We start from the raw sequence: 22,385 nt of genomic DNA on the forward strand, positions 1-22,385 counted from the left end.
GTGCTCGCGGCGCTCGCCGGGTGCGCCGGGCCGACGGGCACAGGCGCCGGCGCCGGCGCCGAGGCATCCGCATCGCCCTCGACCACCTCGCACGCGCCGCTCGCGTTCTCGAACTGCGGCTTCGACGTCGTGATCCCGAGCCCGCCGCAGCGCGTCGTCGCGATCAAGTCGACGTCGATCGAGATGATGCTCGCCCTCGGGCTCCGCGACCGCATCGTCGGCGTCGGTTTCGCCGACGGGCCGTACGCCGACGCGTGGGCGCCGGCCGACCCGCCGCCCGTGCTGAGCGACCGGGTGCCCTCGCAAGAAGCCGTGCTCGCTCTCGCCCCCGACCTCGTCTATGCGGGCTGGGAGTCGAACCTCACCGCCGACGGCGCGGGCGACCGCGCCACGCTCGCCCGGCTCGGCACCGCGACGCTCGTCTCGCCGAGCGCCTGCCGCGAGGCGGCGCTGCGCCCCGACCCGCTCACCTGGGACGACCTCTGGGCCGAGATCTCCCTCGTCGGCGACGTCTTCGGCGTGCCGGATCGTGCGGGCGACCTCGTCGCCGGCGAGAAGGCCCGCCTCGCCGCCGTGGCACCCGACGGGCGCGGGCTCACGGCGCTCTGGTACAGCTCGGGCTCCGACGTGCCGTACGTGGGGGCGGGCATCGGCGCGCCCGAGCTGATCATGGATGCCGTCGGCCTGCGCAACATCGCCGCCGACGTGCACGACTCGTGGGCGAGCCTGTCGTGGGAGGCGGTCGTCGACGCCGATCCCGACGTGATCGTGCTGGTCGATTCGGCGTGGGGATCGACGCAGAAGAAGATCGCGCAGCTCGAGGGCAATCCCGCCACGGCGGCGCTGAGCGCGGTGCGCGCGCACCGCTACCTGATCGTGCCGTTCGCCGCGGGCGAGGCGGGGGTGCGCACCGTCGAGGCGGTTGAAACCCTCGCCGCACAGCTCGCGGAGCTGCCGCAGTGACGCGAGGGGCTCGCGCGATGGATGCCACGTCGACGCCCGCGCGCGCAGTGCTGCCGATCGCCCTGGCCATAGCGCTCGTCGCGAGCGCCCTCGTCGCGCTGTGTCTCGGCCCGGCCGACATCACGCCCGGCCAGGTCGTCGGCAGTGCGCTCGCCCGGTTGGGCTGGGGAGGTGAGGCGCTCGCGCCGACGCAAGAGGCGATCCTGTGGGAGCTGCGCCTGCCGCGCGTGCTCGCGGCGATGCTCGTCGGTGCGGGCCTCGCGGTCGTCGGGGCGGTCATGCAGGCGGTCACGACGAATCCGCTCGCCGACCCCTACCTGCTCGGGGTGTCGTCGGGGGCCTCGCTCGGCGCGGTCGTCGTGATCGTGCTGGGTGCGTCGCTCGCCCTTCCGGTCGCCGCGTTCGCGGGCGCGGCGATCGCCCTCGTGCTGACGCTCCTGATCGGCGGCACCTCCATGCCCAACCGCACGATCCTCGCCGGCGTGGCGGTCTCGGCGGCGCTCGCGGCGGCGACGAGCCTCGTCATCTTCTGGAGCGCCACCGGCGACACGTACCGCGAGATCCTCGGCTGGCTGCTCGGCAGCCTCGCGGGCGCCGGCTGGGGCGGAGTGGCGGTGGCCGCGGTGACCCTGGCGGTGGTCGGGACGGGTCTCGGCGGCGCGGCATCCGTGCTCGACGCCTTCGCGCTCGGCGACCGCGGCGCGCGGTCGGTGGGCATCGATGTGCGGCGGGCGCGACCGCTGCTGCTCATCGCGTGCGCGCTGGTGACCGGCGCGCTCGTGTCGATGAGCGGCGCGATCGGTTTCGTCGGGCTCGTCGTGCCGCACGCGGTGCGCCTCGTCGCCGGCCCCGCGGGCCGCTCGCACCGCACGCTGCTGCCCCTCGCCGCGCTCGGCGGTGCGCTGCTGCTGCTGTGGGCCGACACCGGGGCGCGCACCCTGTTCGACCCGCGCGAGCTGCCGGTCGGCATCGTCACGGCGCTCGTCGGCGCGCCCGTCTTCGCCCTGCTGCTGCGGCGGGAGCGGCTCTCATGACGCTGCGGCTGCACGGCGTGCAGCTGATGCGCCACGGCGACCGCGTGCTCGACGGTGTGTCGGCGACGATCGCCGCCGGGTCGCTGTGCGCCGTCGTCGGGCCGAACGGCGCGGGCAAGTCGACGCTGTTGGATGCCATCGCGGGCCTCGTCCCGGCGACGGGCGAGATCTCGTGGCAGGGCGCCCCGCTCACGGCCCTGCGTCCGCGCGCGCGCGCGAAGACCGTCGCCCTGCTCGAACAGCACTCGGTGGTGCCAGCGGGGACGACCTCCGCCGAGTACGTGCTGCTCGGTCGCACGCCGCACCGCGGCTGGAGCGACGCGCCCACCGCGCACGACCATGCGATGGTGCGCGCGGCGCTCGAACGCGCCGGCGCGGGCGCGTTCGCCGCGCGCCGCGTCGACGAGCTCTCCGGCGGTGAGCGGCAGCGGGTGTTGCTCGCCCGCGTGCTCGCCCAAGAGCCGCAGGTGCTGCTGCTCGACGGGCCGACGACGGGTCTCGACCTCGCCGCCGAACTGCAGCTGCTCGAGCTGGTGGCTTCGCTCCGCGGCGACGGGCTCGCGGTCGTCGCGGTGCTGCACGACCTGAACGCCGCGCTCGCTCACGCCGATCAGGTGATCGTGGTCGACCGGGGGCGGGTCGTGGCATCCGGCAGCCCTCTTGCGACGCTCACCCCTGAACGCATCGCCGACGTCTTCGGGGTGCGGGCGGTCGGCGTCACCGGCGACGACGGTGCGGCCGGCCTGGTGTTCATGCCGTTGCGCTCATGACCTCGTGAGAATTCGTGCAGTCCCCCTGTCGCGACGTGCCGCGAACCAGTTGACTGACGATGACGGTGTCAGCTGACGAAAGGGAAACCAGGATGTATTACAGCAGCGGCAACTACGAGGCGTTCGCCCGCCCGCGCAAGCCCGCGGGTGTCGACGACAAGACCGCATGGTTCGTCGGGGCGGGGCTCGGCAACATGGCCGCCGCCATCTTCATGATCCGCGACGGTCAGATGAAGGGCGACAAGATCACCATCCTCGAAGAGCTGAAGCTGCCCGGCGGCGCTCTCGACGGCATCAAGTACCCCAAGAAGGGGTTCGTCATCCGTGGCGGGCGCGAGCTCGAAGACCACATGGAGTGTCTGTGGGACCTCTTCCGCTCGGTGCCGTCGCTCGAGATCGAGGGCGCGAGCGTGCTCGACGAGTTCTACTGGCTCAACAAAGACGACCCCAACTACTCGCTCTGCCGCGTCACCGAGAACCAGGGCCAGGACGCCCACTCGAACAAGCTCTTCACGCTGTCTGAGAAGGCGCAGAAAGAGATCGTGAGCGTCATCATGGCCACTCGCGAGCAGATGGAGAACAAGACCATCGAAGAGGTCTTCACCGACGAGTTCTTCAAGAGCAACTTCTGGCTGTACTGGCGCACGATGTTCGCCTTCGAGCCGTGGCACTCCGCGCTCGAGATGAAGCTGTACCTGCACCGGTTCCTGCACCACATCGGGGGCCTGCCCGACCTGTCGGCGCTGAAGTTCACCAAGTACAACCAGTATGAGTCGCTCGTGCTGCCGATGTACCGCTGGCTGCTCGACCAGGGCGTGACGTTCCTGTTCGAGCATGAAGTCACCGACATCCAGTTCGACATCTCCGAGGGGCGCAAGCAGGCGACCCGCATCGACTGGGTCACCCGCGACGGCGAAGTCGGCGGAGTGGACCTGACCGAGAACGACCTGTGCCTCGTGACGATCGGCTCGCTCACCGAGAACTCCGACGACGGTGACCAGCACACCCCCGCGGTCATCAAAGACGGCCCCGCCCCCGCGTGGGACCTGTGGCGCAAGATCGCGAAGAAGTCCGACGACTTCGGCCGCCCCGAAGTGTTCTCGAGCGACATCTCGAAGACCAAGTGGGAGTCGGCGACCGTCACGACCATCGACGAGCGCATTCCCGCGTACATCGAGAAGATCACCCAGCGCAGCCCCTTCACCGGCAAGGTCGTCACGGGCGGCATCGTCACCGCCAAGGACTCGTCGTGGCTCATGAGCTGGACGATCAACCGCCAGCCGCACTTCAAGGCGCAGAAGCCCAACGAGGTCGTCGTGTGGGTCTACGGGCTGTTCGTCGAGAAGGAGGGCGACTTCGTCAAGAAGGCGATGCAGGACTGCACGGGCGAAGAGATCACGCAGGAATGGCTCTACCACATGGGCGTTCCGGTCGACGAGATCCCCGAGCTCGCCGCGAACGCCGCCAAGTGCGTGCCGGTCATGATGCCCTACGTCACGTCGTTCTTCATGCCCCGCCAGGCCGGCGACCGGCCCCAGGTGGTGCCCGAGGGCAGCGTGAACTTCGCGTTCATCGGTCAGTTCGCCGAGACGACCCGCGACTGCATCTTCACCACCGAGTACTCGGTGCGCACGGCGATGGAGGCGACCTACCAGCTGCTCGACATCGAGCGAGGTGTGCCCGAGGTCTTCAACTCGACCTACGACATCCGCTACCTGATGAAGGCGACCACGCGTCTCGCCGACGGCGAGGCGGTGCACATCCCCGGGCCGAACTTCATCAAGGGCAAGCTCCTCGACAAGCTCGACAACACCCAGATGGGGCAGCTCGCCACCGACTTCGGCCTGTTCCCCGAGCACGGCGACACCAAGGCGCGCCCGCGGCACGACGACGCGATCGCCTGACCGGCGGCGTCGGCAGGCGGTCCCTGAGCTCGTCGAAGGGCGGTCACTGAGCTCGTCGAAGGGTGGATGCCGACGCGATCGCCCCGGCATCCACCCGCGCGACTAGCGTGGTCGCATGGTCAACTATCGGTACCTCGGCAACAGCGGCTTCAAGATCTCGGAGATCACCTACGGCAACTGGGTGACCCATGCGTCGCAGGTCGGCGACGATGCGGCGATCGCGACGGTGCACAAGGCACTCGATCTCGGGATCACCTCGTTCGACACCGCCGACGCCTATGCCAACACGGCCGCCGAGGTCGTGCTGGCCAAGGCCCTGAAGGGCCAGCCGCGCGAGAACCTCGAGATATTCACGAAGGTCTACTGGCCGATCGGGAGCAAGGGCCCGAACGACACCGGTCTCTCGCGCAAGCACCTCTTCGACGGCATCCACGGCTCGCTCCGCCGCCTCGAGGTCGACTACGTCGACCTGTACCAGGCGCACCGCTACGACTACGAGACCCCGCTCGAAGAGACGATGCAGGCCTTCGCCGACATCGTGCGCCAGGGCAAGGCCCTCTACATCGGCGTCTCGGAGTGGACCGCCGAACAGCTGCGTGACGGGCACGCGCTCGCCACCCAGCTCGGCTTCCAGCTGGTCTCGAACCAGCCGCAGTACTCGGCGCTGTGGCGTGTGATCGAAGAGAAGGTGATCCCGACCAGCGAAGAGCTCGGCATGTCGCAGATCGTCTGGTCGCCGATGGCGCAGGGCGTGCTCACCGGCAAGTACCTGCCCGGCCAGCCCGTGCCCGAGGGTTCGCGGGCCACCGACGAGAAGAGCGGCGCGAACTTCATCAAGCGGTTCCTGCGCGATGAGGTGCTCGAGGCCGTGCAGAAGCTGAAGCCCATCGCCGACGAGGCCGGCATCACCGTGCCGCAGCTGTCGCTCGCGTGGGTGCTGCACAACCCCAACGTCTCCGCCGCTCTCGTCGGCGCGTCGCGCCCCGAGCAGCTCGAAGACACCGTCAAGGCATCCGACATCCGCCTCGAGCAGGCGACGTACGACGCGGTCAACGACGCGCTCCGCCCCGTCGCGGTCATCGACGGCGAAGAGACCTACAGCGTCTCGCCCGCGAGCCGCGTCGGCTGAGCCTCAGGCGCCGCGTCGCGCGCCGCGCGTGTCACCCTCTTGTGACGCGCGCGGGGCGGCCGCAGACTGTGCGCGGCGAAAGGGGTCACCATGGCGCACGGCGACATCACCCACATCGACATCCCGGTCTCCGACCTCGGCGCGGCCGGCGCGTTCTACCGCGACCTGTTCGGCTGGCAGATCTCCGCGCCGCCCGGGTTCGAGGGCTACCCGATGTGGCACGCACCGAACGGGGTGTCGGGTGGCGGGCTCGCGCCGCGCAGTGACGGGTTCACGCAACCGCGGTCGTACGTCGAGGTCGACTCGATCGACGACGCGATCGCGATCGCCGAGGCATCCGGCGGCAGCGTCGCCCAACCCAAACAGCCCATCACGGCCACCAGTTGGTGGGCCGTGATCGTCGACCCCGACGGCAATCACATCGGCCTCACCGAGGGCACGACCGAGATCTGACCCGAGGTCGGGCGCGCGGGCCGGGCGCGCGGGCCGCGGGCGCGCGGCGGGTCAGCGCTTCTTGCCGGGCGCCGACGAGACGTCGAGCACGGGCTGCAGTCCACCGAGGCTCGACCACGCCGACGCGGTGCCCTTGGCGGCGTGCTCCGCACCGCGCACGGCGCGCTCGTCGGCCCACTCGTTGAGCACGTGGCCGCGGTGCCCGCGGACGTGCTCGAGCACCACGTCGGGCAGTCCGCGCTCGCGGCGGGCGTCGCGCGCGACGATGAGCTGTTCGAGCAGGTCGCGGTTCTTCGTCGGGGCGCCGGTCGAGGTCTTCCAGCCGCGGCGGCGGTGGGCGTCCATCCACGACGAGTAGGTGTCGATGGCGTACTTCGAGTCGGCCTGCACGACCAGGTGCGCGACGTCGGCGTGGTCTTCGATCGCCTTGAGCAACCCCATCAACTCGCCGATGTTGTTCGTGCCCACAGGGATCGCGCCCGCCGCCCACTGCCCGTCTTCGCCGACCCACGCCCAGCCGGTCGGCCCCGGATTGCCCTTGCAGGCGCCGTCGGTGGCCACGGTGTAGGTCGTCTCGCTCACCCCTCGACGGTAGTCGATGCCCGCCGCATCGCCCGTCGTGTCGAGGTCCGGTCGCCGTTGCCGGATGCCGCGGGGCCGGGCAACGGCACGGGGCGGGTGTCGCAGACTCTGCACCACCCGCCCCGCAACCTGCGGCATCCGATATCTCAGATCTGAGAGCGCGGCCCCGGCTCGACGATCTTGTTGAAACCGGTGACCGGCTGGTTCTCATCGAACGACACCACGGGGCGACGGAACCCTCGGGTGAGGAAGACGAGATATACGAGCCCGAGCCCCGTCCAGATGAGGCCGACGATGAGCGCGTGGTCGTCCAGGTTCACCCACAGCAGTCCGGTCAGCGCCATGCCGATCGCGGGCATCACGATGTAGTTGATGATGTCGCGCGGCGTCCGTCGACGTCCCTGGCGAACCGCGAACCAGGCGATCACCGAGATGTTCACGAAGGTGAACGCGATGAGGGCGCCGTAGTTGATGTAGTCGACGATCTGATCGAGGGTGAAGGCGATGGCCGCCAGGCTCACGATGCCGACCAGCACCACCGTGAAGGCGGGTGTGTGGGTGCGCGGACTGATGTAGCCGAAGAAGCGCTTGGGCAGCACGCCGTTGCGGCCCATGACCAGCAGCATGCGAGCGACCGACGCGTGCGAGGCGAGCCACGACGCCAGCGTGGCTGCGAAGCCCGCCGCCGTCAGCACCGACTGCAGCACGATGCCGCCGACCTGCGAGCCGATCTCCGGCAGCGTCGAGTCGGCGATCGCCTCGGGCGGGAACGCCTCGTGGGCCGGGAAGCGAAGCTGCGTGAAGTAGGCCGCGACGAGGAAGATCGCGCCGCCCACCAGCACGGTCAGTAGGATCGCGCGCGGCATGGTCTTCGGGTTCTTCGCCTCCTCCGCGTACATCGTCACCGCGTCGAAGCCGATGAACGAGAAGCAGACGATAGTCGCACCGGCCAGCACCGCGCCGAACTCGACCTCGGGGTGGATGAACGGCTGCACGGAGGCGACCGTGCCGGCGCCGGCGCCCTGCACCAACTGCACGATGACCATGACGACGAACACCGCCATGACCACGATCGAGAAGATCAGCAGGATCATGTTGACGTTGGAGGTGCCGCGCATCGTCAGGTAGATGATCCCGGTGACACCCGCGGTGAAGGTCACGACCCACACCCATCCCGGGATGTCGGGGAAGAGCGCCTCCATGTAGCTGCGGAGGATCAGAGCGTTGACCATCGGCAGCAGCAGGTAGTCGATGAGTGACGTCCAGCCGACGAGGAACCCGAGACTCGGGTGCATCGATTCGCGGACGTACGTGTACGCGGAGCCGGCGCTCGGGATGACCCCGACCATCTTGCCGTAGCTGATCGCCGTGAAGCCCATGACGACGAGGGCCAGGGCGTACGCGGCGGGCACGACGTTGTTGGTCTCGACGGCGACGTTGCCGAAGGTGTCGAACACGACCGTGGGCGTCATGTAGCCGAGGCCGAGGCCGACGATCGACCACACCCCCAGCGAGCGGGCAAGGGTGGCGGAGCGAGAGGATGCCGACGTGGCGGCGAGTGACTCGTTCGTGATTCCTCCTGATGATGAGGCGTTTCGGGTGCTCGAAATACTAGGGTCGGCCTGTTTCGTTTGTGTAGCGTCGCCGTCACCGCTGATGACGCGTCGGCGCCATGTTCGGACGATTCGACCGAGGATCGTCCGTTCGCGGACGAAGGGTGCGGGCTCAGACCCCGCGCAGCCCGTCCGTGCGCTCGAAGATGAGGCTCGTGTTGGTCGCCGCGACGATCGAGTGCGTGGAGAGGTGGTCGGTGACGAAGGAGCGCAGGTCGGCACTGTCACGCCCGCGGAAGTGGATCACGAAGTCCTCTGCGCCGGCGACGTAGAAGTACTGGGCGACGTCGGGGTGGGTGCGCAGCTCCTCGGCGAACCGGGTCAGCTGGGCGCGCGCCCCCGGACGGATCCGCACCGAGACGAGAGCCTCGGTGCGATAGCCCAGCGCGGCGGGGTCGACGTCGACCGTGAAGCGGCGGATCACCCCGCGGGAGACGAGCCGCGAGATGCGCGCGTGCACGGTGGATGCCGCCAATCCCAGCGTCGCGGCGAGGCGGCTCAGCGGCTGGCGGGCGTCGCTGCGCAACTCGTCGATGAGTCGGAGATCAGCGGCATCCATCGATATATCTGCGGAGGAGGCGGCCATGTGCCGAGCATAGTTCGATCGGAGTGACTGTTTTCACTGAATCTTCGGATGCTCTTGTCGTGCATCGAGCGGGCTGACATCGTGATCGCGCTGCACCGCTCCACTCCCCTTTCCGCGGACCATTTTGAAGGAGTCCCGCACATGATCATCGGTGTTCCCGCAGAGATCAAAGACAGCGAGCGCCGCGTCGGCATGACGCCCACCGGCGTCGACGAGCTCTCGGCGCACGGCCACCGTGTGCTCATCCAGAGCGGCGCCGGCGTCGGGTCGGGCCTCAGCGACGACGCCTACCGTGCTGCCGGAGCCGAGATCGTCTCCGAGGCCGCCGACGTCTGGGGCGCCGCCGACCTGCTCGTCAAGGTCAAGGAGCCCATCGCGCCGGAGTACGGATTCCTCCGTAAGGACCTGACGCTGTTCACCTACCTGCACCTGGCGGCCGCGCCGGCGCTCACGCAGGCGCTCCTGGATGCCGGTACCACCGCGATCGCGTACGAGACCGTGCAACTGCCCGACCGGTCGCTGCCCCTGCTCGCGCCCATGAGCGAGATCGCCGGGCGACTGTCGGTGCAGGTCGGTGCGCAGCAGCTGCTGGGCCCGGCCGGTGGCCGCGGCATCCTGCTCGGAGGCGTCCCCGGCACCCCGCGCGGGCGGGTCGTCGTGATCGGCGGCGGCGTCGCCGGCACCCACGCCGCGCAGATGGCCGTGGGACTGGGGGCACACGTCACGATCGTCGACCTGTCGATCCCGCAGTTGCGGCGCCTGGACGAACGTTTCGACGGCCGTGTGGACACGCGGGTGTCGACGCGTTCGACCATCGCCGACCTCGTCGCCGACGCCGACCTCGTCATCGGCTCGGTGCTGGTGCCCGGCGCGGCGGCGCCCAAGCTCGTGACGCTCGACATGGTCGAGCGCATGCGGCCGGGCTCGGTGCTCGTGGACATCGCGGTCGACCAGGGTGGCTGCTTCGAGGGTACGCACGCGACCACGCACACCGACCCGACCTACCTGGTGCACGATGCGATCTACTACGCCGTCGCCAACATGCCCGGGGCCGTGCCGCTGACCTCGACCCTCGCGCTCACGAACGCGACGCTGCGCTACACGCTCGCGCTCGCCGACCTCGGCACCGACGCCGCGCTCGCCGCTGACGCGTCTCTTCGTGCGGGCTTGTCGATCCGCGGCGGCGAGGTGATCGACACCCGCATCCTGGCCTGACGAACGCCGCAGATACGCACGAACTCCGCATCCGATCACGCGATCGGATGCGGAGTTCGTGATCCCGGTCAGAGGCGGGACCAGGCCTCCGTGAGCACGGAGCGCAGGATCTGCTCGATCTCGTCGAACTCGGCCGGGCCGATGGTGAGCGGCGGGGCGAGCTGGATCACGGGGTCGCCGCGGTCGTCGGCGCGGCAGTAGAGCCCCGCGTCGAACAGCGCCTTGGAGAGGAAGCCGCGCAGCAGTCGCTCGGACTCGTCGTCGTCGAAGGTCTCCTTCGTGGCCTTGTCTTTGACCAGCTCGATGCCGAAGAAGTACCCGTCGCCGCGCACATCGCCGACGATGGGCAGGTCGAGCAGCTTCTCGAGCGTCGCGCGGAACACGGGCGAGTTCTCGCGCACGTTCTCCAGCAGCTTCTCCTCCTCGAACACATCGAGGTTCTCCAGCGCGACGGCCGCCGAGACGGGGTGTCCGCCGAAGGTGTAGCCGTGCGGGAACGACAGGTCGCCGTGCGCGAAGGGCTCGTAGACGCGGTCGTTCACGATCGTACCGCCCAGCGGCGCGTAGCCGCTGGTGACGGCCTTCGCGAACGTGATCATGTCGGGCTGGTAGTCGTAGGCCTGGGCCCCGAAGTAGTGGCCGAGGCGTCCGAAGGCGCAGATCACCTCGTCAGAGACGAGCAGCACGTCGTAGCGGTCGCAGATCTCGCGCACCCGCTGGAAGTAGCCGGCCGGGGCGGGAAAGCAGCCGCCGGCGTTCTGCACCGGCTCGAGGAACACCGCGGCGACCGTCTCGGGTCCCTCGAACTGGATCATCTGCTCGATGCGGTCGGCGGCCCACAGACCGAACTCCTCCGGCGTGCCGCCGCCGAAGCCGGACTCCGCAGCGCGGTAGTAGTTGGTGTTCGGCACGCGGAAGCCGCCCGGGGTGACCGGCTCGAACATGTGCTTCATGACCGGCAGGCCGGTGATCGCGAGGGCGCCCTGCGTCGTCCCGTGGTACGCGATCGCGCGGGAGATGACCTTGTGCTTGGTGGGCTTTCCCTGCAGCTTCCAGTAGTGCTTGGCGAGCTTGAACGCGGTCTCGACCGCCTCGCCGCCGCCGGTGGAGAAGAAGACGTGGTTGAGGTCTCCCGGTGCGAGGTTCGCGATACGGTCGGCGGCTTCGATGCCGGACGGGTGGGCGTACGACCAGAGCGGGAAGAAGGCGAGCTCCTCCGCCTGCTTCGCGGCGGCCTGGGCGATGCGGCGGCGGCCGTGGCCGGCGTTGACGACGAACAGGCCGGCGAGCCCGTCGATGTAGCGCTTGCCGCGCGAGTCCCAGATGTGGTGGCCCTCGCCCTTGACGATGATGGGCACTCCGGGGCCCTCGGTCATCACCGACTGGCGTGCGAAGTGCATCCAGAGGTGGTCGCGGGCCTTGGCCTGCAGGTCGGCGTCGTCGATGGTCATCGTGTCCCCCAGTTGTAGAGCTGACGGTGGAGTTTGAGGTAGACGAAGGTCTCGGTCGAGACCACCTCGGGAAGGGCGCGGATCTGCTCGTTGAGCAGGTCCATGAGGTCGTCGTCGTTCTCGCAGACGACCTCGACGAGCAGATCGAACGATCCCGCCGTCGACACCACGTAGCTGATCCCCGGCAGGGTCGACAACTGCGCGGCGATGCCGCGGGTGTCGCCGGCGATGCGGATGCCGATCATCGCCTGACGGGCGAAGCCGAGCTGGAGCGGGTCGGTGACAGCGACGATCTGCATCACGCCCTGGTCGACGAGCTTCTGCACGCGCTGGCGCGTCGCTGCTTCGCTGAGACCGACGGCCTTCGCGATCTCGGCGTACGGTCGTCGCCCGTCCTCCTGCAGCTGCTCGATGATCGCTTTGGACGCGGCATCCAGGGCCTGTCGACGCGAAGGCGCGGTTTCCGTCGTTTGGGGCATGATCGGCGACGATATCAATCGCGACAGTGAATAATCAAGACTGATTCAGAAGTCAGCGGGCTGGCTCCCGTGCGACGTCCGGCGGTCAGTGCATGGTGTCGAGGATGCCGGTGAGGTCCTCGAACGTGGTGCGGGGGTTGAGGATCGCGAACCGGGCGTTGGCGCGGCCCTCGTGGCTCGACGGCGTGACGAAGGCGTGCTGCACGTCGAGCAGGCGCTGCGACCACGCCTCGTACTCGGCGCGCGTCCAGCCGTCGCGCTCGAACACGACGACGCCCAGTTGCGGCTCGCGGACGAGCGAGAACCCGGGCCGCGTCGCGATCTCGTCGGCGATCCGCCGGGCGAGCACGATCGAGGCGCTGACCGCCTCGCGGTAGGCGGCTGCGCCGTGGGTGGCGAGCGAGAACCACAGCGGAAGCCCCCGGGCGCGGCGGGTGAGGTGGGCCGCGTAGTCGGACGGGCTGTAGTCGGAGCGGTCGGTCAGGGTGTCGAGGTACTCCGCGTGCTGCGTGTGCGCGCGTCGGCCCTGCTCGGGGTCGCGGTAGATGAGAGCGCAGGCGTCGAACGGGGCGAACAGCCACTTGTGCGGATCGACGATCACCGAGTCGGCCTGCTCGACGCCGGCGTACAGGTGACGGGCCAGCGGTGACAGCATGCCCGCGAGGCCGTAGGCGCCGTCGACGTGCAGCCAGATGTCGTGGGCGTGTGCTGCCGCGGCGACGCCGGCGATGTCGTCCACGATGCCGAAGTTGGTCGAGCCGGCGGTCGCGACGACGGCGAACACCCGCTGGTGCACGTCGGCGAGCACCTCCGCGACGGCGTCGCCGCGCAGCACCCCGTCAGCATCCGTGGGCACCGTGATGACGTCGACGTCCATCACCCGCGCAGCCGAGGCGATCGAGGAGTGCGCCTGCGAACTGCAGACGACCGCCCAGCGGGTCGGCGCGGCGGCGCCGGTGTCGGCGCGGTGCGCGCGCGCCGCTTCCCGCGCGGCGACAAGGGCGGAGAGGTTGCCGAGCGTGCCGCCCTGCACGAAGACGCCGCCCGCGGATGCCGGCAGGCCGAACTCGTCGGCCAGCCAGCGCAGCACCTCGTTCTCGGCGTGCACGGCGCCGGCGCCCTCCAGCCAGGAGCCGCCGTAGAGTGCGCTCGCCGACACGACGAGGTCGAACGCCGCCGCCGACTTCGTGGGCGCGGTCGGGATGAAGGAGAGATACCGCGGGTCGTCGGTCGTGATGCATGCCGGGGCCAGGACGTGCGTGAACACCCCGAGTGCGCGCTCGGCGCCGACCCCCTCTTCGGAGATCGTCCGCCCCGCCAGGCGGCTGAGTTCGGCGGCGGGCAGCGGCTTGTCGAGCGGGGTGTCCTGCGCGAGCAGGCGTTCGCGGGAGTAGTCGAGCACGAGGTCGACGATGCGGCGCGTCTCGGGGGTGACATCGTGCATGCGGGCGGCGTCGGTCATGTGCGGTCCTTCAGTGCGGGGGTGCGCGGCGGCACCGGTCGTTCGGGGGCGAGTATCTCGATCGCGCAGCCGAGGTGCAGGAGTGCGGCGTCGTCGCGCGCGCGTCCCGCGATCGTGAGGCCGATCGGCATTCGGATGTCGTCCATGAGCCCCATCGGCACCGTCACGGTCGGGATGCCGAGGTGACGGATGGCGAGGTTGCCGTTCGCGACCCAGACGCCGTTGCGCCAGCCGAGCTCGGCGGAGGCCGGGTTCACGTCCATGTCGGCGGGTCCGACGTCGGCGACGGCGGGGAAGACGACCGCGTCGAGCCCGAGGCCGGCCATCCATTCCTCCAGGTCGACCCGCCGGGTGCGCTCCAGGCCCCTCAGCCCCTCTTCGAGCTCCGGCATGTCGCGCCAGGTCATTCCGGGGTTCTCCCGCACCCAGTCGGGGTAGGTCGCGATGTCGTCGTCGAACCCGGTGTAGCGGTCGGGGAGCGCCCCCTCGGGGTGCGGGAAGATCCGTGCGCCGTCGACGTTCGTGAGGGAGGACAGAGCGGGGTCGCCGTTCGCGGACAGGAAGTCCTCCCACGCCCACGCCGACAGGTCGACGATCTCGCGCCGCAGGTAGGCGGGCGAGACGAATCCGCGCGTCGCGATGGTCGGCGCTTCCGGCCGGTCGCCCTCGTAGGTGCTGACCACGGGGAAGTCCACCTCGACGACCTCCGCCCCCGCCGCCTCGAGGGAAGCCCGCGTCCGCTCCCACAGTGCGATGATCGACGCGCGGGTCTGGATGCGCTGGCCGGTCGGGCCGCCGATGCCCGGGGCGGGGGAGGTCCCGGCATCCGGGTCGGCGTTGATGTACATCCGAGGGATGCCGAGGCGCAGGCCCGCCACCGACGCGCCCGCGCCGAGCGCACGGTAGTCGTCCGGGCGCACGGCGGACGGCGCCGGCAGCGGGATCCATGGCTGTGTGCGCCAGAAGTCGCCGCGGGTGTCGGGGTCGTCCGCGACGATCACGTCGAGCACTTCGAGCAGGTCGGCCATCGTCCGGGTGTGGGGGACGACGACGTCCATCGTGGGCACGAGCGGCCAGTTCCCGCGGGTGGAGATGACGCCGCGCGAGGGCGTGTAGGCGCACAGCGCGTTGTTGCTCGCGGGCCCGCGGCCGCTCGACCACGTCTCCTCGCCGAGTCCGAAGGCCGCGAAGGATGCCGCGGTCGCCGTGCCCGACCCGTTCGACGATCCGGAGCCGAACGGTGCGGTCAGCCAGTCTGCGGAGTACGGGCTCTCCGCCCGTCCGTAGACGCCGCGCTGCATGCCGCCGTTGGCCATCGGCGGCATGTTTGTGAGTCCCAGGCAGATCGCCCCGCCCGCCCGCAGGCGCTCGATCGTGAAGGCGTCGCGCTGGGCGACCAGTTCGGCGAAGGCGGGGGAGCCCGCCGCGGCGGTGAGTCCCCGCACGAGGTAGCTGTCCTTCGCCGTGTAGGGGATGCCGTCCAGGGGTGAGAGGGTCTCGCCGCGGGCGCGGCGCTCGTCGGATGCCGCGGCTTCCGCGAGCGCGTCGGGGTTGCGGACGACGACCGCGTTGAGGGCGGTCGGGGTGGCGGGTGTGTCGTAGGCGTCGATGCGCGCGAGGTAGGCCTCGACGAGTTCGACGGCCGTCGCACGCCCGTCGTCGAGGGCGGCGCGCAGCTCGGCGATCGAGGCGTCGACGACGTCGATCACGAGGTCACCTCGCGCGGCAGGGCCGGCTGCTGCTGCGTGATGCAGTGGATGCCGCCGCCGCGCGCGAAGATCGGGCGGGCGTCGACCGTGACGATCTCGCGCCCCGGGTAGGCGTCGGCGAGGATCGCGCGGGCCTCGGCATCCGCTTTGTCCTCGCCGAAGCCGCAGGCGATGACGCCGCCGCCCACGACGAGGTGGTTGACGTAGCTCCAGTCGACGAAGCCCTCGTCGTCGCGCAGGGTCGCCGGCGCGGGCAGTTCGACGACCTCGAGACGGCGTCCGGCGGCGTCGGTCTGACTGGCGAGCAGTTCGCGGAGCGCGGCACTGACGGCGTGGTCGGGGTGCGCCGCGTCGCGCTGCGTGTGCAGGAGCACGCGACCGGGGGAGGGGAAGGTCGCGACGATGTCGACGTGGCCGTTCGTGCCGAAATCGTCGTAGTCGCGGGTGAGGCCGCGCGGCAGCCAGATCGCCGTCGTCGTGCCGAGGGTGCGGGCGAGCTCCGCTTCGACGCGCGCGCGATCGGCGTAGGGGTTGCGCCGCGGGTCGAGCTGCACCGTGTCGGTCAGCAGCACCGTGCCCTCGCCGTCGACGTGGAAGCCGCCGCCTTCGGCGACCAGGGTCGAGGAGATGAGTTCCGCGCCGACCTCGGCCGCGACGATGCGGGCGTGCTCGGCGGAGCGTTCCCAGCGTGCCCAGTCGTGTGCGCCCCAGCCGTTGAAGATCCAGTCGACCGCGCCGAGGACGCCGGGGCGTTCGTCGTCGATCACGAACGTCGGGCCGTGGTCGCGCATCCAGAACTCGTCGACGGGCGCTTCCAGGACCGTGACGTCACCCGGCAGCATCCTCCGGGCGCGCGCGAACTCGGACGGATCGACGACCATCGTCACCGGCTCGAAGCGGGCGATGGCCGCGGCGACCTCCGTCCACGCCGCGTAGCCCTCTTCGCGCTCGGCGTCGGTGTCGCCCAGGGTCGGTCCCTCCACGGGGAAGGCCATCCACGTGCGCGCGTGCGGCGCGGTCTCGCTCGGCATCCGCCAGCTCATCGGCATCCTCGACTCTCGTGCGGTCCTGGAGTAGCTTATTGATCACATGATCAACTCATCGGAGGGTAGCGAGCCGATGCCGCAGACGTCAACCACCGGGCGCGCACGATTGAGCGCCGGGCAGCGCCGGGAGCAGATCGCGGGTGCTGCGCGCGAACTCGCGCTCGCCGACGGGCTGGATGCCGTGACGCTGCGCGCTGTTGCGACGCGCATCGGCGTGGCCTCCGGGTTGGTCGCCCACTACATCCCGAGCATGGACGACCTGGTCGCCGACACCTTCTTCGACATCGTCGCCGGCGAGCTCGAGGAGGTGCGGGCGTTGCTTCCCGACGCTGCCGCTCCCGTGCGGATCGGCGCGCTGCTGCGGACGACGCTGGATCCCGCACGCCGCGACGTCACCCTCGTCTGGGTGCAGGCGTGGGCACTGGGCACGCGCAACGCTCCGCTCGCCGAGCGGGTGCGGGCGGCGATGGACGCCTGGCGTGCGCTGATCGCGGAGGAGGTCTCTCGGGGGATGGCGGCCGGCGTCATCCCGGCGGGTGACGCAGAGCCGCTGGCCTGGCACCTGCTCGCCATGATCGACGGACTCGGCGCGCACGGCCTCGTCGGCTGGGGTGCGGGTATCGATCCGGTGTCGCCCGTGCTCCGTGCCGCGGCGGGACTGCTCGGCGTCGAGGTCGGTGCGTTCAGTCCAGACTCGCCATGACGTGCTTGAGGCGGGTGTAGTCCTCGAAGCCGTAGATCGAGAGGTCCTTGCCGTACCCGGAGTGCTTGAAGCCGCCGTGGGGCATGTCGGAGACGAACGGGATGTGCGCGTTGATCCAGACGCAGCCGAAGTCGAGGTCGCGGGAGAACCGCAGTGCCCGCGCGTGCTCGCGCGTCCAGACGGATGCCGCGAGTGCGTACGGCACCCCGTTGGCCAGCGCGAGCGCGTCCTCCTCCGACGCGAACGGCTGCACCGTGAGCACCGGGCCGAAGATCTCCTGCTGCACGACCTCGTCGTCCTGGCGGATGCCCGTGACGATCGTCGCTTCGAAGAAGCAGCCGATGTCGCCCTGTCGGCGCCCGCCGATCGCGATCGACGCGTGCGACGGCAGCCGGTCGACGAACCCCTGCACCCGCGCGAGCTGGTCGGGGTTGTTCACCGGGCCGAAGAAGGCCTCCGGGTCATCCGGCGCGCCCGTCTTCGCGTGATCGCGGGTGTGGGCGACGAGCTTCGCGACCAGCTGGTCGTGCACCGCGGCATCCACGAGCACGCGCGTCGCGGCCGTGCAGTCCTGGCCGGCGTTGAAGAACGCGGCCTCCACGATGCCGCGCGCGGCCCGATCGAGGTCGGCGTCGGCGAACACGAGCGCCGGCGCTTTGCCGCCGAGCTCGAGGTGCACGCGTTTGAGGTCTGCGGCCGCCGAGGTCGCCACCTGCATGCCGGCGCGCACCGAGCCGGTGATCGCGACGAGCTGCGGCGTCGGGTGCTCCACGAGCAGCCGCCCGGTCTCGCGATCGCCGAGCACGACGTTGAAAACGCCCGCGGGCAGGATCTCGGCGGCGATCTCGGCGAGGCGCACCGTGGTCTGAGGCGTCGTCTCGCTGGGCTTGAGCACGATGGTGTTGCCCGCGGCGAGCGCCGGACCGATCTTCCACACCGCCATGTTGAGCGGGTAGTTCCACGGGGTCACCTGCGCGACGACGCCGATCGGCTCGCGGCGCACGTACGACGTGAAACCCTCCGCGTACTCCGCCGCCGCCCGCCCGTCGAGGTCACGGGCTGCGCCCGCGAAGAAGCGGAGCTGGTCCACCGACTGCACGATCTCGTCGGCGACGAGGCTCGCGCGCAGCTTTCCGGTGTCCTGCGACTCCAGATCGGCGAACTCCTCCGCGTGCGCCTCCAGCGCATCAGCGAGGCGGAACAGCAGCAGTTGGCGCTGGGCGGGCGTCGTCCGCTTCCACGTGTCGAAGGCGCGGGATGCCGCCGCGAACGCGGCATCCACCTCCGCCGCCGTCGAGACCGGAGCGTGGCCGTAGACCTCGCCGGTCACGGGGCTCACGAGGTCGAACAGAGCGCCCGTCGAGGGGGTCGACACCCCGCCGATCACGTTCTGCAGCACGCTCACGCGCGCACCTCCGCGTCGGTGACCTCCAGCGCGCGGTCGATGACGTCGAGACCCCGCACGAGGTCGTCTTCGGAGATCACGAGCGGCGGGGCCACGTGCACGCGGTTGAAGTGCGTGAACGGCCACAGGCCCGCCTTCTTGCACGCCGCCGCGAACGCGGCCATCGGGGCGGCATCCGCCCCCGACGCGTTGAACGACACGAGCGGCTCGCGACTGTGCCGGTCGCGCACGAGCTCGATCGCCCAGAACAGGCCCAGACCGCGGACCTCCCCGACCGACGGATGCCGTTCGGCCATCCGCTCCAGTCGCGGGCGCACGACGCGCTCGCCGAGGTCGCGGACGCGCTCCAGGATGCCGTCGCGACGGAACACCTCGAAGGTCGCGATGCCCGGCGCGCAGGCCAACGGATGCCCCGAATAGGTGAGCCCGCCGGGGAAGGAGACCGTGTCGAAGTGCGCCCCGATGCGGTCGGAGATGACGACGCCGCCGAGCGGCACGTAGCCCGAGTTGATGCCCTTCGCGAAGGTGATGAGGTCGGGGGTGACGTCGAAGTTCTCGAACCCCCACCAGGTGCCCAGGCGGCCGAAGCCGACCATGACCTCGTCGGCGATGTAGACGATGCCGTAGCGGTCGCACAGTTCGCGCACACCCGGCAGGTATCCGGGCGGCGGGATGAGCACGCCGTTTGTGCCCACGACCGACTCGATGATGATCGCCCCGATCGTCGAGGCCCCCTCGAGGATGATCGTCTGTTCGAGGTGCGCGAGTGCGCGCTCGGTCTCTTGCTCGGGCGAGTCGGAGTGGAACGGCGAGCGGTAGTCGTAGGGGCCGAAGAAGTGCACGACCGACGCGTCGGCGGGCTCGTTGGCCCAGCGGCGCGGGTCTCCCGTCAGGGTGATCGCCGTCGACGTGTTGCCGTGGTAGCTGCGGTACATCGCGAGCACCTTGCGCTTGCCCGTGACCAGGCGCGCCATGCGCACGGCGTTCTCATTGGCATCCGCCCCGCCGTTCGTGAAGAACACCTTCGAGAAGCCGTCGGGCGCGATCTCGCTGATGAGCCGGGCGAGTTCGCCGCGGGTGGCGTTCGCCATCGAGGGCTGGATCGTCGCGAGCCGCCCCGCCTGCTCCTGGATCGCCGCGACGAGATCGGGGTGCTGGTGGCCGAGGTTGAGGTTCACCAGCTGCGACGAGAAGTCGAGGTAGCTGTTGCCGGCGTAGTCCCAGAAGGTCGCGCCGGCCCCGCCCGCGACCGGCAGGGGATCGATGAGGGCCTGCGCGCTCCACGAGTGGAAGACGTGCCCGCGGTCGTCGGCGCGGACGGCGGCGTCGGCTTCCGGGTCGGTGACGGGTCCGGTGATGGGGGTGGCGGTCATGGTCTCTCTCCTCGGATCGTCAGTGGTTGCTCGGAAAGCCCAGGCTGATCTGGCTCTCGCTGGGGTCGGGCCAGCGGGTCGTGACGACCTTGCTGCGCGTGTAGAAGTGCACCGACTCGGGACCGTAGATGTGCGAGTCGCCGAAGAGCGAGTTCTTCCACCCCCCGAACGAGAACGCCCCCACCGGAACCGGGATCGGCACGTTGATGCCGACCATACCCACCTCGATGTCGAATTCGAACTGCCGTGCCGTGCCGCCGTCGCGGGTGAACACAGCGGTGCCGTTCGCGAACGGGCTCGCGTTGACGAGGGCGACCGCCTCGTCGTAGCTCGCGACGCGCGCGACGCCGAGCACCGGGCCGAAGATCTCTTCGTCGTACACCTTCATGCCGGGGGCGACCCGGTCGACGAGCGAGACGCCGATGAAGAACCCGTCGCCCTCGAACCGCTGGGTCGTGCCGTCGACGACGACCGTCGCGCCCTCGGCGGCGGCGCCCGTGACGTACGCGGCGACCTTGTCGCGGTGCTCGCGCGTGATGAGCGGACCCATCTCGCTCGCGGCGTCGGTGCCGGGGCCGATCGAGAGCCCGGCGATGCGCTCGGCGACCTTCTCGACGAGAGCGTCGGCGACGTCGTCGCCCACGGGGACCAGCACCGACACGGCCATGCAGCGCTCGCCGGCCGAGCCGTACGCGGCCGAGACGGCGGCGTCGGCCGCGGCATCCAGGTCGGCGTCGGGCATGACGACCATGTGGTTCTTCGCGCCGCCGAGGGCCTGCACCCGCTTGCCGGCCGCCGCGGCGCGCTCGTAGATCGAGCGGGCGATCGGCGTCGAACCGACGAAGCTCACGGCGCGGACGGTGGGCGAGTCGAGCAGTGCGTCGACCGCGACCTTGTCGCCGTGCACGACGTTGAGCACACCGGCGGGCAGGCCCGCCTCTTCGTACAGCTTCGCGAGGAAGAGCGCCGCCGACGGGTCTTTCTCGCTCGGCTTCAGCACGACCGTGTTGCCGCAGGCGATGGCGGATGCCGTCATCCACAGCGGCACCATCACGGGAAAGTTGAACGGGGTGATCGCCGCGACGACACCGACCGGCTGCTTCACCGAGTGCACGTCGACACCACGCGAGACCTGCTCGGCGTGCTCGCCCTTCAGCAGGTGCACGAGCCCCGCGGCGAACTCGACGTTCTCGATGCCGCGGCTGATCTCGCCCTTGGCATCCGAGAGCACCTTGCCGTGCTCGGCGGTGATGATCGCGGCGAGGTCGTCGGCGCGCTCGACGAGCAGGTGGCGGAGGCGGAAGAACACGTCGGCACGCTTGATGAGGCTCGTCGCCCGCCACGCGGGGAGGGCGGCGGCGGCCGCGGCGATCGCGGCGTCGGTCTCTGCCGTCGACGCGAAGGCGACCTCGGCCTGCACCGCACCGGTCGCCGGGTCGTAGACGGGGCCGGTGCGCTCGGGCGATCCGGTCGACTGGCCGGCGACGTGGTGGCGGATGAGATCCATGCGGGGCTCCTGACAGGGCGAGCGAGGCGGAAAGAGGTGGAGGGGCGCCGAATCGGACAGATCGACCGACGCATGCCATGCTTATGCTGACTCAGCGAAGGGAGAGACGCAGGTGTCTTTTCGTCACGATGTGAGCGTTTCTCGGACAGACCGTCCGGAACACGTTCTGCCAACCGTCGGCGAAGTGCTCGCGCTCGACGCGTTCGCCCCCGGAGCCCCCGTCGTCGTGGTCGGCGGCGCTGCGCTGAACGCCCCCGTCCGATGGGTGCACGTCTCCGATAGCGCCGACGTCGCGCGCTTGCTCGAAGGCGGCGAACTGCTGCTGTCGACGGGGTCAGGCTGGCCCGACGACCCCACCCGCCTCGCGGCTTTCGTCGCGCAGTTGGCGCAGGTCGGGGCGGCGGGCATCGTGCTCGAGCTCGGTGCGCACTATCGCTACGTGCCCGCCGTGCTCGCCGAGGCCGCCCGCGCGGCGGGGATCGCCCTGGTCGCGCTGCACCGCGAGGTCAAGTTCGTCATGATCACCGAAGCCGTGCACCGCCGCATCATCGCCGACCAGACCACGGCCCTCGAAGCGCGCGACGCCGTGCGGACGCTCTTCACGGGCCTCGCACTGCGCGGGGCCCCGACCGAGTTCATCGTCGAGCAGGTCGGGCTCACCCTCGCGGCACCCGTCGTGCTCGAAACGGTCGCGCACGAGGTGGTCGTCGCGCACGTCGGCGGCGCGATCGAGACGCAGACGCTGCGCGGATGGGGGCGCCGCTCGCGCGAGGCCGCCGCCGCCCCCGACCACGACGGGCGCGCGATCGTGGCGGTCGAGGCCCGCGGCACGCGCTGGGGCTGGCTCGTCGCCCTGCCCGGCACCCCGCACCCGGCCGGCCGTGAGGCCGTGCTCGAACAGGCCGCCACGGCTCTCGCCCTGGGCCGCCTCGCCGACCCGGGCGGCGAAGAATGGTCGCGGCTCGGGCGGCGCCGGGTCGTCGATGCGCTGGTCGACGGCC

General features: G+C 70.4%; 20 protein-coding genes. 9 read left to right on the forward strand and 11 right to left on the reverse strand.

Annotated features, from left to right (window positions below; genetic code table 11):
• From G3N18_RS12300 to G3N18_RS12325, 6 genes are all read left to right on the forward strand, one after another.
• On the forward strand, positions 1 to 963 hold a 963-nt coding region (locus tag G3N18_RS12300; protein ID WP_196384578.1), incomplete at its 5' end, for a putative F420-0 ABC transporter substrate-binding protein.
• A gap of 17 nt (positions 964 to 980) precedes the next feature.
• Positions 981 to 1,997, forward strand: a complete 1,017-nt coding sequence (locus G3N18_RS12305) for an iron chelate uptake ABC transporter family permease subunit (RefSeq protein ID WP_196384579.1) — start codon at positions 981 to 983, stop codon at positions 1,995 to 1,997.
• Positions 1,994 to 2,767, forward strand: coding sequence for an ABC transporter ATP-binding protein (locus tag G3N18_RS12310; protein ID WP_196384580.1), 774 nt, complete (start codon positions 1,994 to 1,996; stop codon positions 2,765 to 2,767). The genes G3N18_RS12305 and G3N18_RS12310 overlap by 4 nt, the downstream gene beginning before the upstream one ends.
• 92 nt (positions 2,768 to 2,859) lie before the next feature.
• Positions 2,860 to 4,671, forward strand: coding sequence for an oleate hydratase (locus G3N18_RS12315; protein WP_196384581.1), 1,812 nt, complete (start codon positions 2,860 to 2,862; stop codon positions 4,669 to 4,671).
• A 115-nt stretch (positions 4,672 to 4,786) separates the two neighbouring features.
• On the forward strand, positions 4,787 to 5,800 hold the full coding sequence (locus G3N18_RS12320) for an aldo/keto reductase family protein (RefSeq protein ID WP_196384582.1): 1,014 nt from the start codon (positions 4,787 to 4,789) through the stop codon (positions 5,798 to 5,800).
• A 90-nt stretch (positions 5,801 to 5,890) separates the two neighbouring features.
• On the forward strand, positions 5,891 to 6,253 hold the full coding sequence (locus G3N18_RS12325; protein ID WP_196384583.1) for a VOC family protein: 363 nt from the start codon (positions 5,891 to 5,893) through the stop codon (positions 6,251 to 6,253).
• A 51-nt stretch (positions 6,254 to 6,304) separates the two neighbouring features.
• Here the strand turns inward: G3N18_RS12325 and G3N18_RS12330 are convergent, their stop codons facing one another.
• The 3 genes from G3N18_RS12330 to G3N18_RS12340 form a co-directional block, all read right to left on the reverse strand.
• Positions 6,305 to 6,835, reverse strand: a complete 531-nt coding sequence (locus G3N18_RS12330; protein ID WP_196384584.1) for an RNase H family protein — start codon at positions 6,833 to 6,835, stop codon at positions 6,305 to 6,307.
• Positions 6,836 to 6,981: 146 nt separating this feature from the next.
• Complete coding sequence (locus G3N18_RS12335) at positions 6,982 to 8,340, reverse strand: amino acid permease (protein WP_196384585.1); 1,359 nt, start codon at positions 8,338 to 8,340, stop codon at positions 6,982 to 6,984.
• Between the two features lie 220 nt (positions 8,341 to 8,560).
• Complete coding sequence (locus tag G3N18_RS12340) at positions 8,561 to 9,034, reverse strand: Lrp/AsnC family transcriptional regulator (protein ID WP_230404155.1); 474 nt, start codon at positions 9,032 to 9,034, stop codon at positions 8,561 to 8,563.
• 141 nt (positions 9,035 to 9,175) lie between these two features.
• On the opposite strand from G3N18_RS12340, the gene ald reads away from it, so the two are divergent.
• Entirely contained in the window at positions 9,176 to 10,249 is a 1,074-nt protein-coding gene (ald, locus tag G3N18_RS12345) for an alanine dehydrogenase (RefSeq protein ID WP_196384586.1), read from the forward strand.
• Between the two features lie 68 nt (positions 10,250 to 10,317).
• Here the strand turns inward: ald and G3N18_RS12350 are convergent, their stop codons facing one another.
• From G3N18_RS12350 to G3N18_RS12370, 5 genes are all read right to left on the reverse strand, one after another.
• Complete coding sequence (locus G3N18_RS12350; RefSeq protein WP_196384587.1) at positions 10,318 to 11,700, reverse strand: aspartate aminotransferase family protein; 1,383 nt, start codon at positions 11,698 to 11,700, stop codon at positions 10,318 to 10,320.
• On the reverse strand, positions 11,697 to 12,179 hold the full coding sequence (locus G3N18_RS12355; protein WP_196384588.1) for an Lrp/AsnC family transcriptional regulator: 483 nt from the start codon (positions 12,177 to 12,179) through the stop codon (positions 11,697 to 11,699). Before G3N18_RS12355 ends, G3N18_RS12350 begins: the two co-directional genes overlap by 4 nt.
• Before the next feature lie 85 nt (positions 12,180 to 12,264).
• Positions 12,265 to 13,641, reverse strand: a complete 1,377-nt coding sequence (locus tag G3N18_RS12360) for a pyridoxal phosphate-dependent decarboxylase family protein (protein ID WP_196384589.1) — start codon at positions 13,639 to 13,641, stop codon at positions 12,265 to 12,267.
• On the reverse strand, positions 13,638 to 15,350 hold the full coding sequence (locus tag G3N18_RS12365; protein WP_196384590.1) for an amidase: 1,713 nt from the start codon (positions 15,348 to 15,350) through the stop codon (positions 13,638 to 13,640). The genes G3N18_RS12360 and G3N18_RS12365 overlap by 4 nt, the downstream gene beginning before the upstream one ends.
• On the reverse strand, positions 15,347 to 16,393 hold the full coding sequence (locus tag G3N18_RS12370; protein ID WP_196384591.1) for an agmatine deiminase family protein: 1,047 nt from the start codon (positions 16,391 to 16,393) through the stop codon (positions 15,347 to 15,349). Before G3N18_RS12370 ends, G3N18_RS12365 begins: the two co-directional genes overlap by 4 nt.
• A gap of 76 nt (positions 16,394 to 16,469) precedes the next feature.
• On the opposite strand from G3N18_RS12370, the gene G3N18_RS12375 reads away from it, so the two are divergent.
• Positions 16,470 to 17,099, forward strand: a complete 630-nt coding sequence (locus G3N18_RS12375; RefSeq protein ID WP_196384592.1) for a TetR/AcrR family transcriptional regulator — start codon at positions 16,470 to 16,472, stop codon at positions 17,097 to 17,099.
• Here the strand turns inward: G3N18_RS12375 and G3N18_RS12380 are convergent.
• Genes G3N18_RS12380 through G3N18_RS12390 form a run of 3 tightly spaced genes read right to left on the reverse strand, consistent with a single transcriptional unit; the run spans position 17,080 to position 21,384 of the window.
• On the reverse strand, positions 17,080 to 18,504 hold the full coding sequence (locus G3N18_RS12380) for a gamma-aminobutyraldehyde dehydrogenase (protein WP_196384593.1): 1,425 nt from the start codon (positions 18,502 to 18,504) through the stop codon (positions 17,080 to 17,082). The two genes, G3N18_RS12375 and G3N18_RS12380, sit on opposite strands and share 20 nt — an antisense overlap.
• The gene (locus G3N18_RS12385; protein ID WP_196384594.1) at positions 18,501 to 19,877 is read right to left on the reverse strand and encodes an aspartate aminotransferase family protein; all 1,377 of its coding nucleotides are present in this window, start codon (positions 19,875 to 19,877) and stop codon (positions 18,501 to 18,503) included. The genes G3N18_RS12380 and G3N18_RS12385 overlap by 4 nt, the downstream gene beginning before the upstream one ends.
• Before the next feature lie 19 nt (positions 19,878 to 19,896).
• A complete protein-coding gene (locus tag G3N18_RS12390) occupies positions 19,897 to 21,384 on the reverse strand; it encodes a CoA-acylating methylmalonate-semialdehyde dehydrogenase (protein ID WP_196384595.1) in 1,488 nt (495 codons plus the stop codon).
• 184 nt (positions 21,385 to 21,568) lie between these two features.
• Here G3N18_RS12390 and G3N18_RS12395 point away from each other — a divergent pair.
• On the forward strand, positions 21,569 to 22,385 hold an 817-nt coding region (locus G3N18_RS12395), incomplete at its 3' end, for a PucR family transcriptional regulator ligand-binding domain-containing protein (RefSeq protein ID WP_338038560.1).

Origin of the sequence: Microbacterium paulum (assembly GCF_015707995.1) — a bacterium.
GTDB lineage: Bacteria > Actinomycetota > Actinomycetes > Actinomycetales > Microbacteriaceae > Microbacterium > Microbacterium paulum.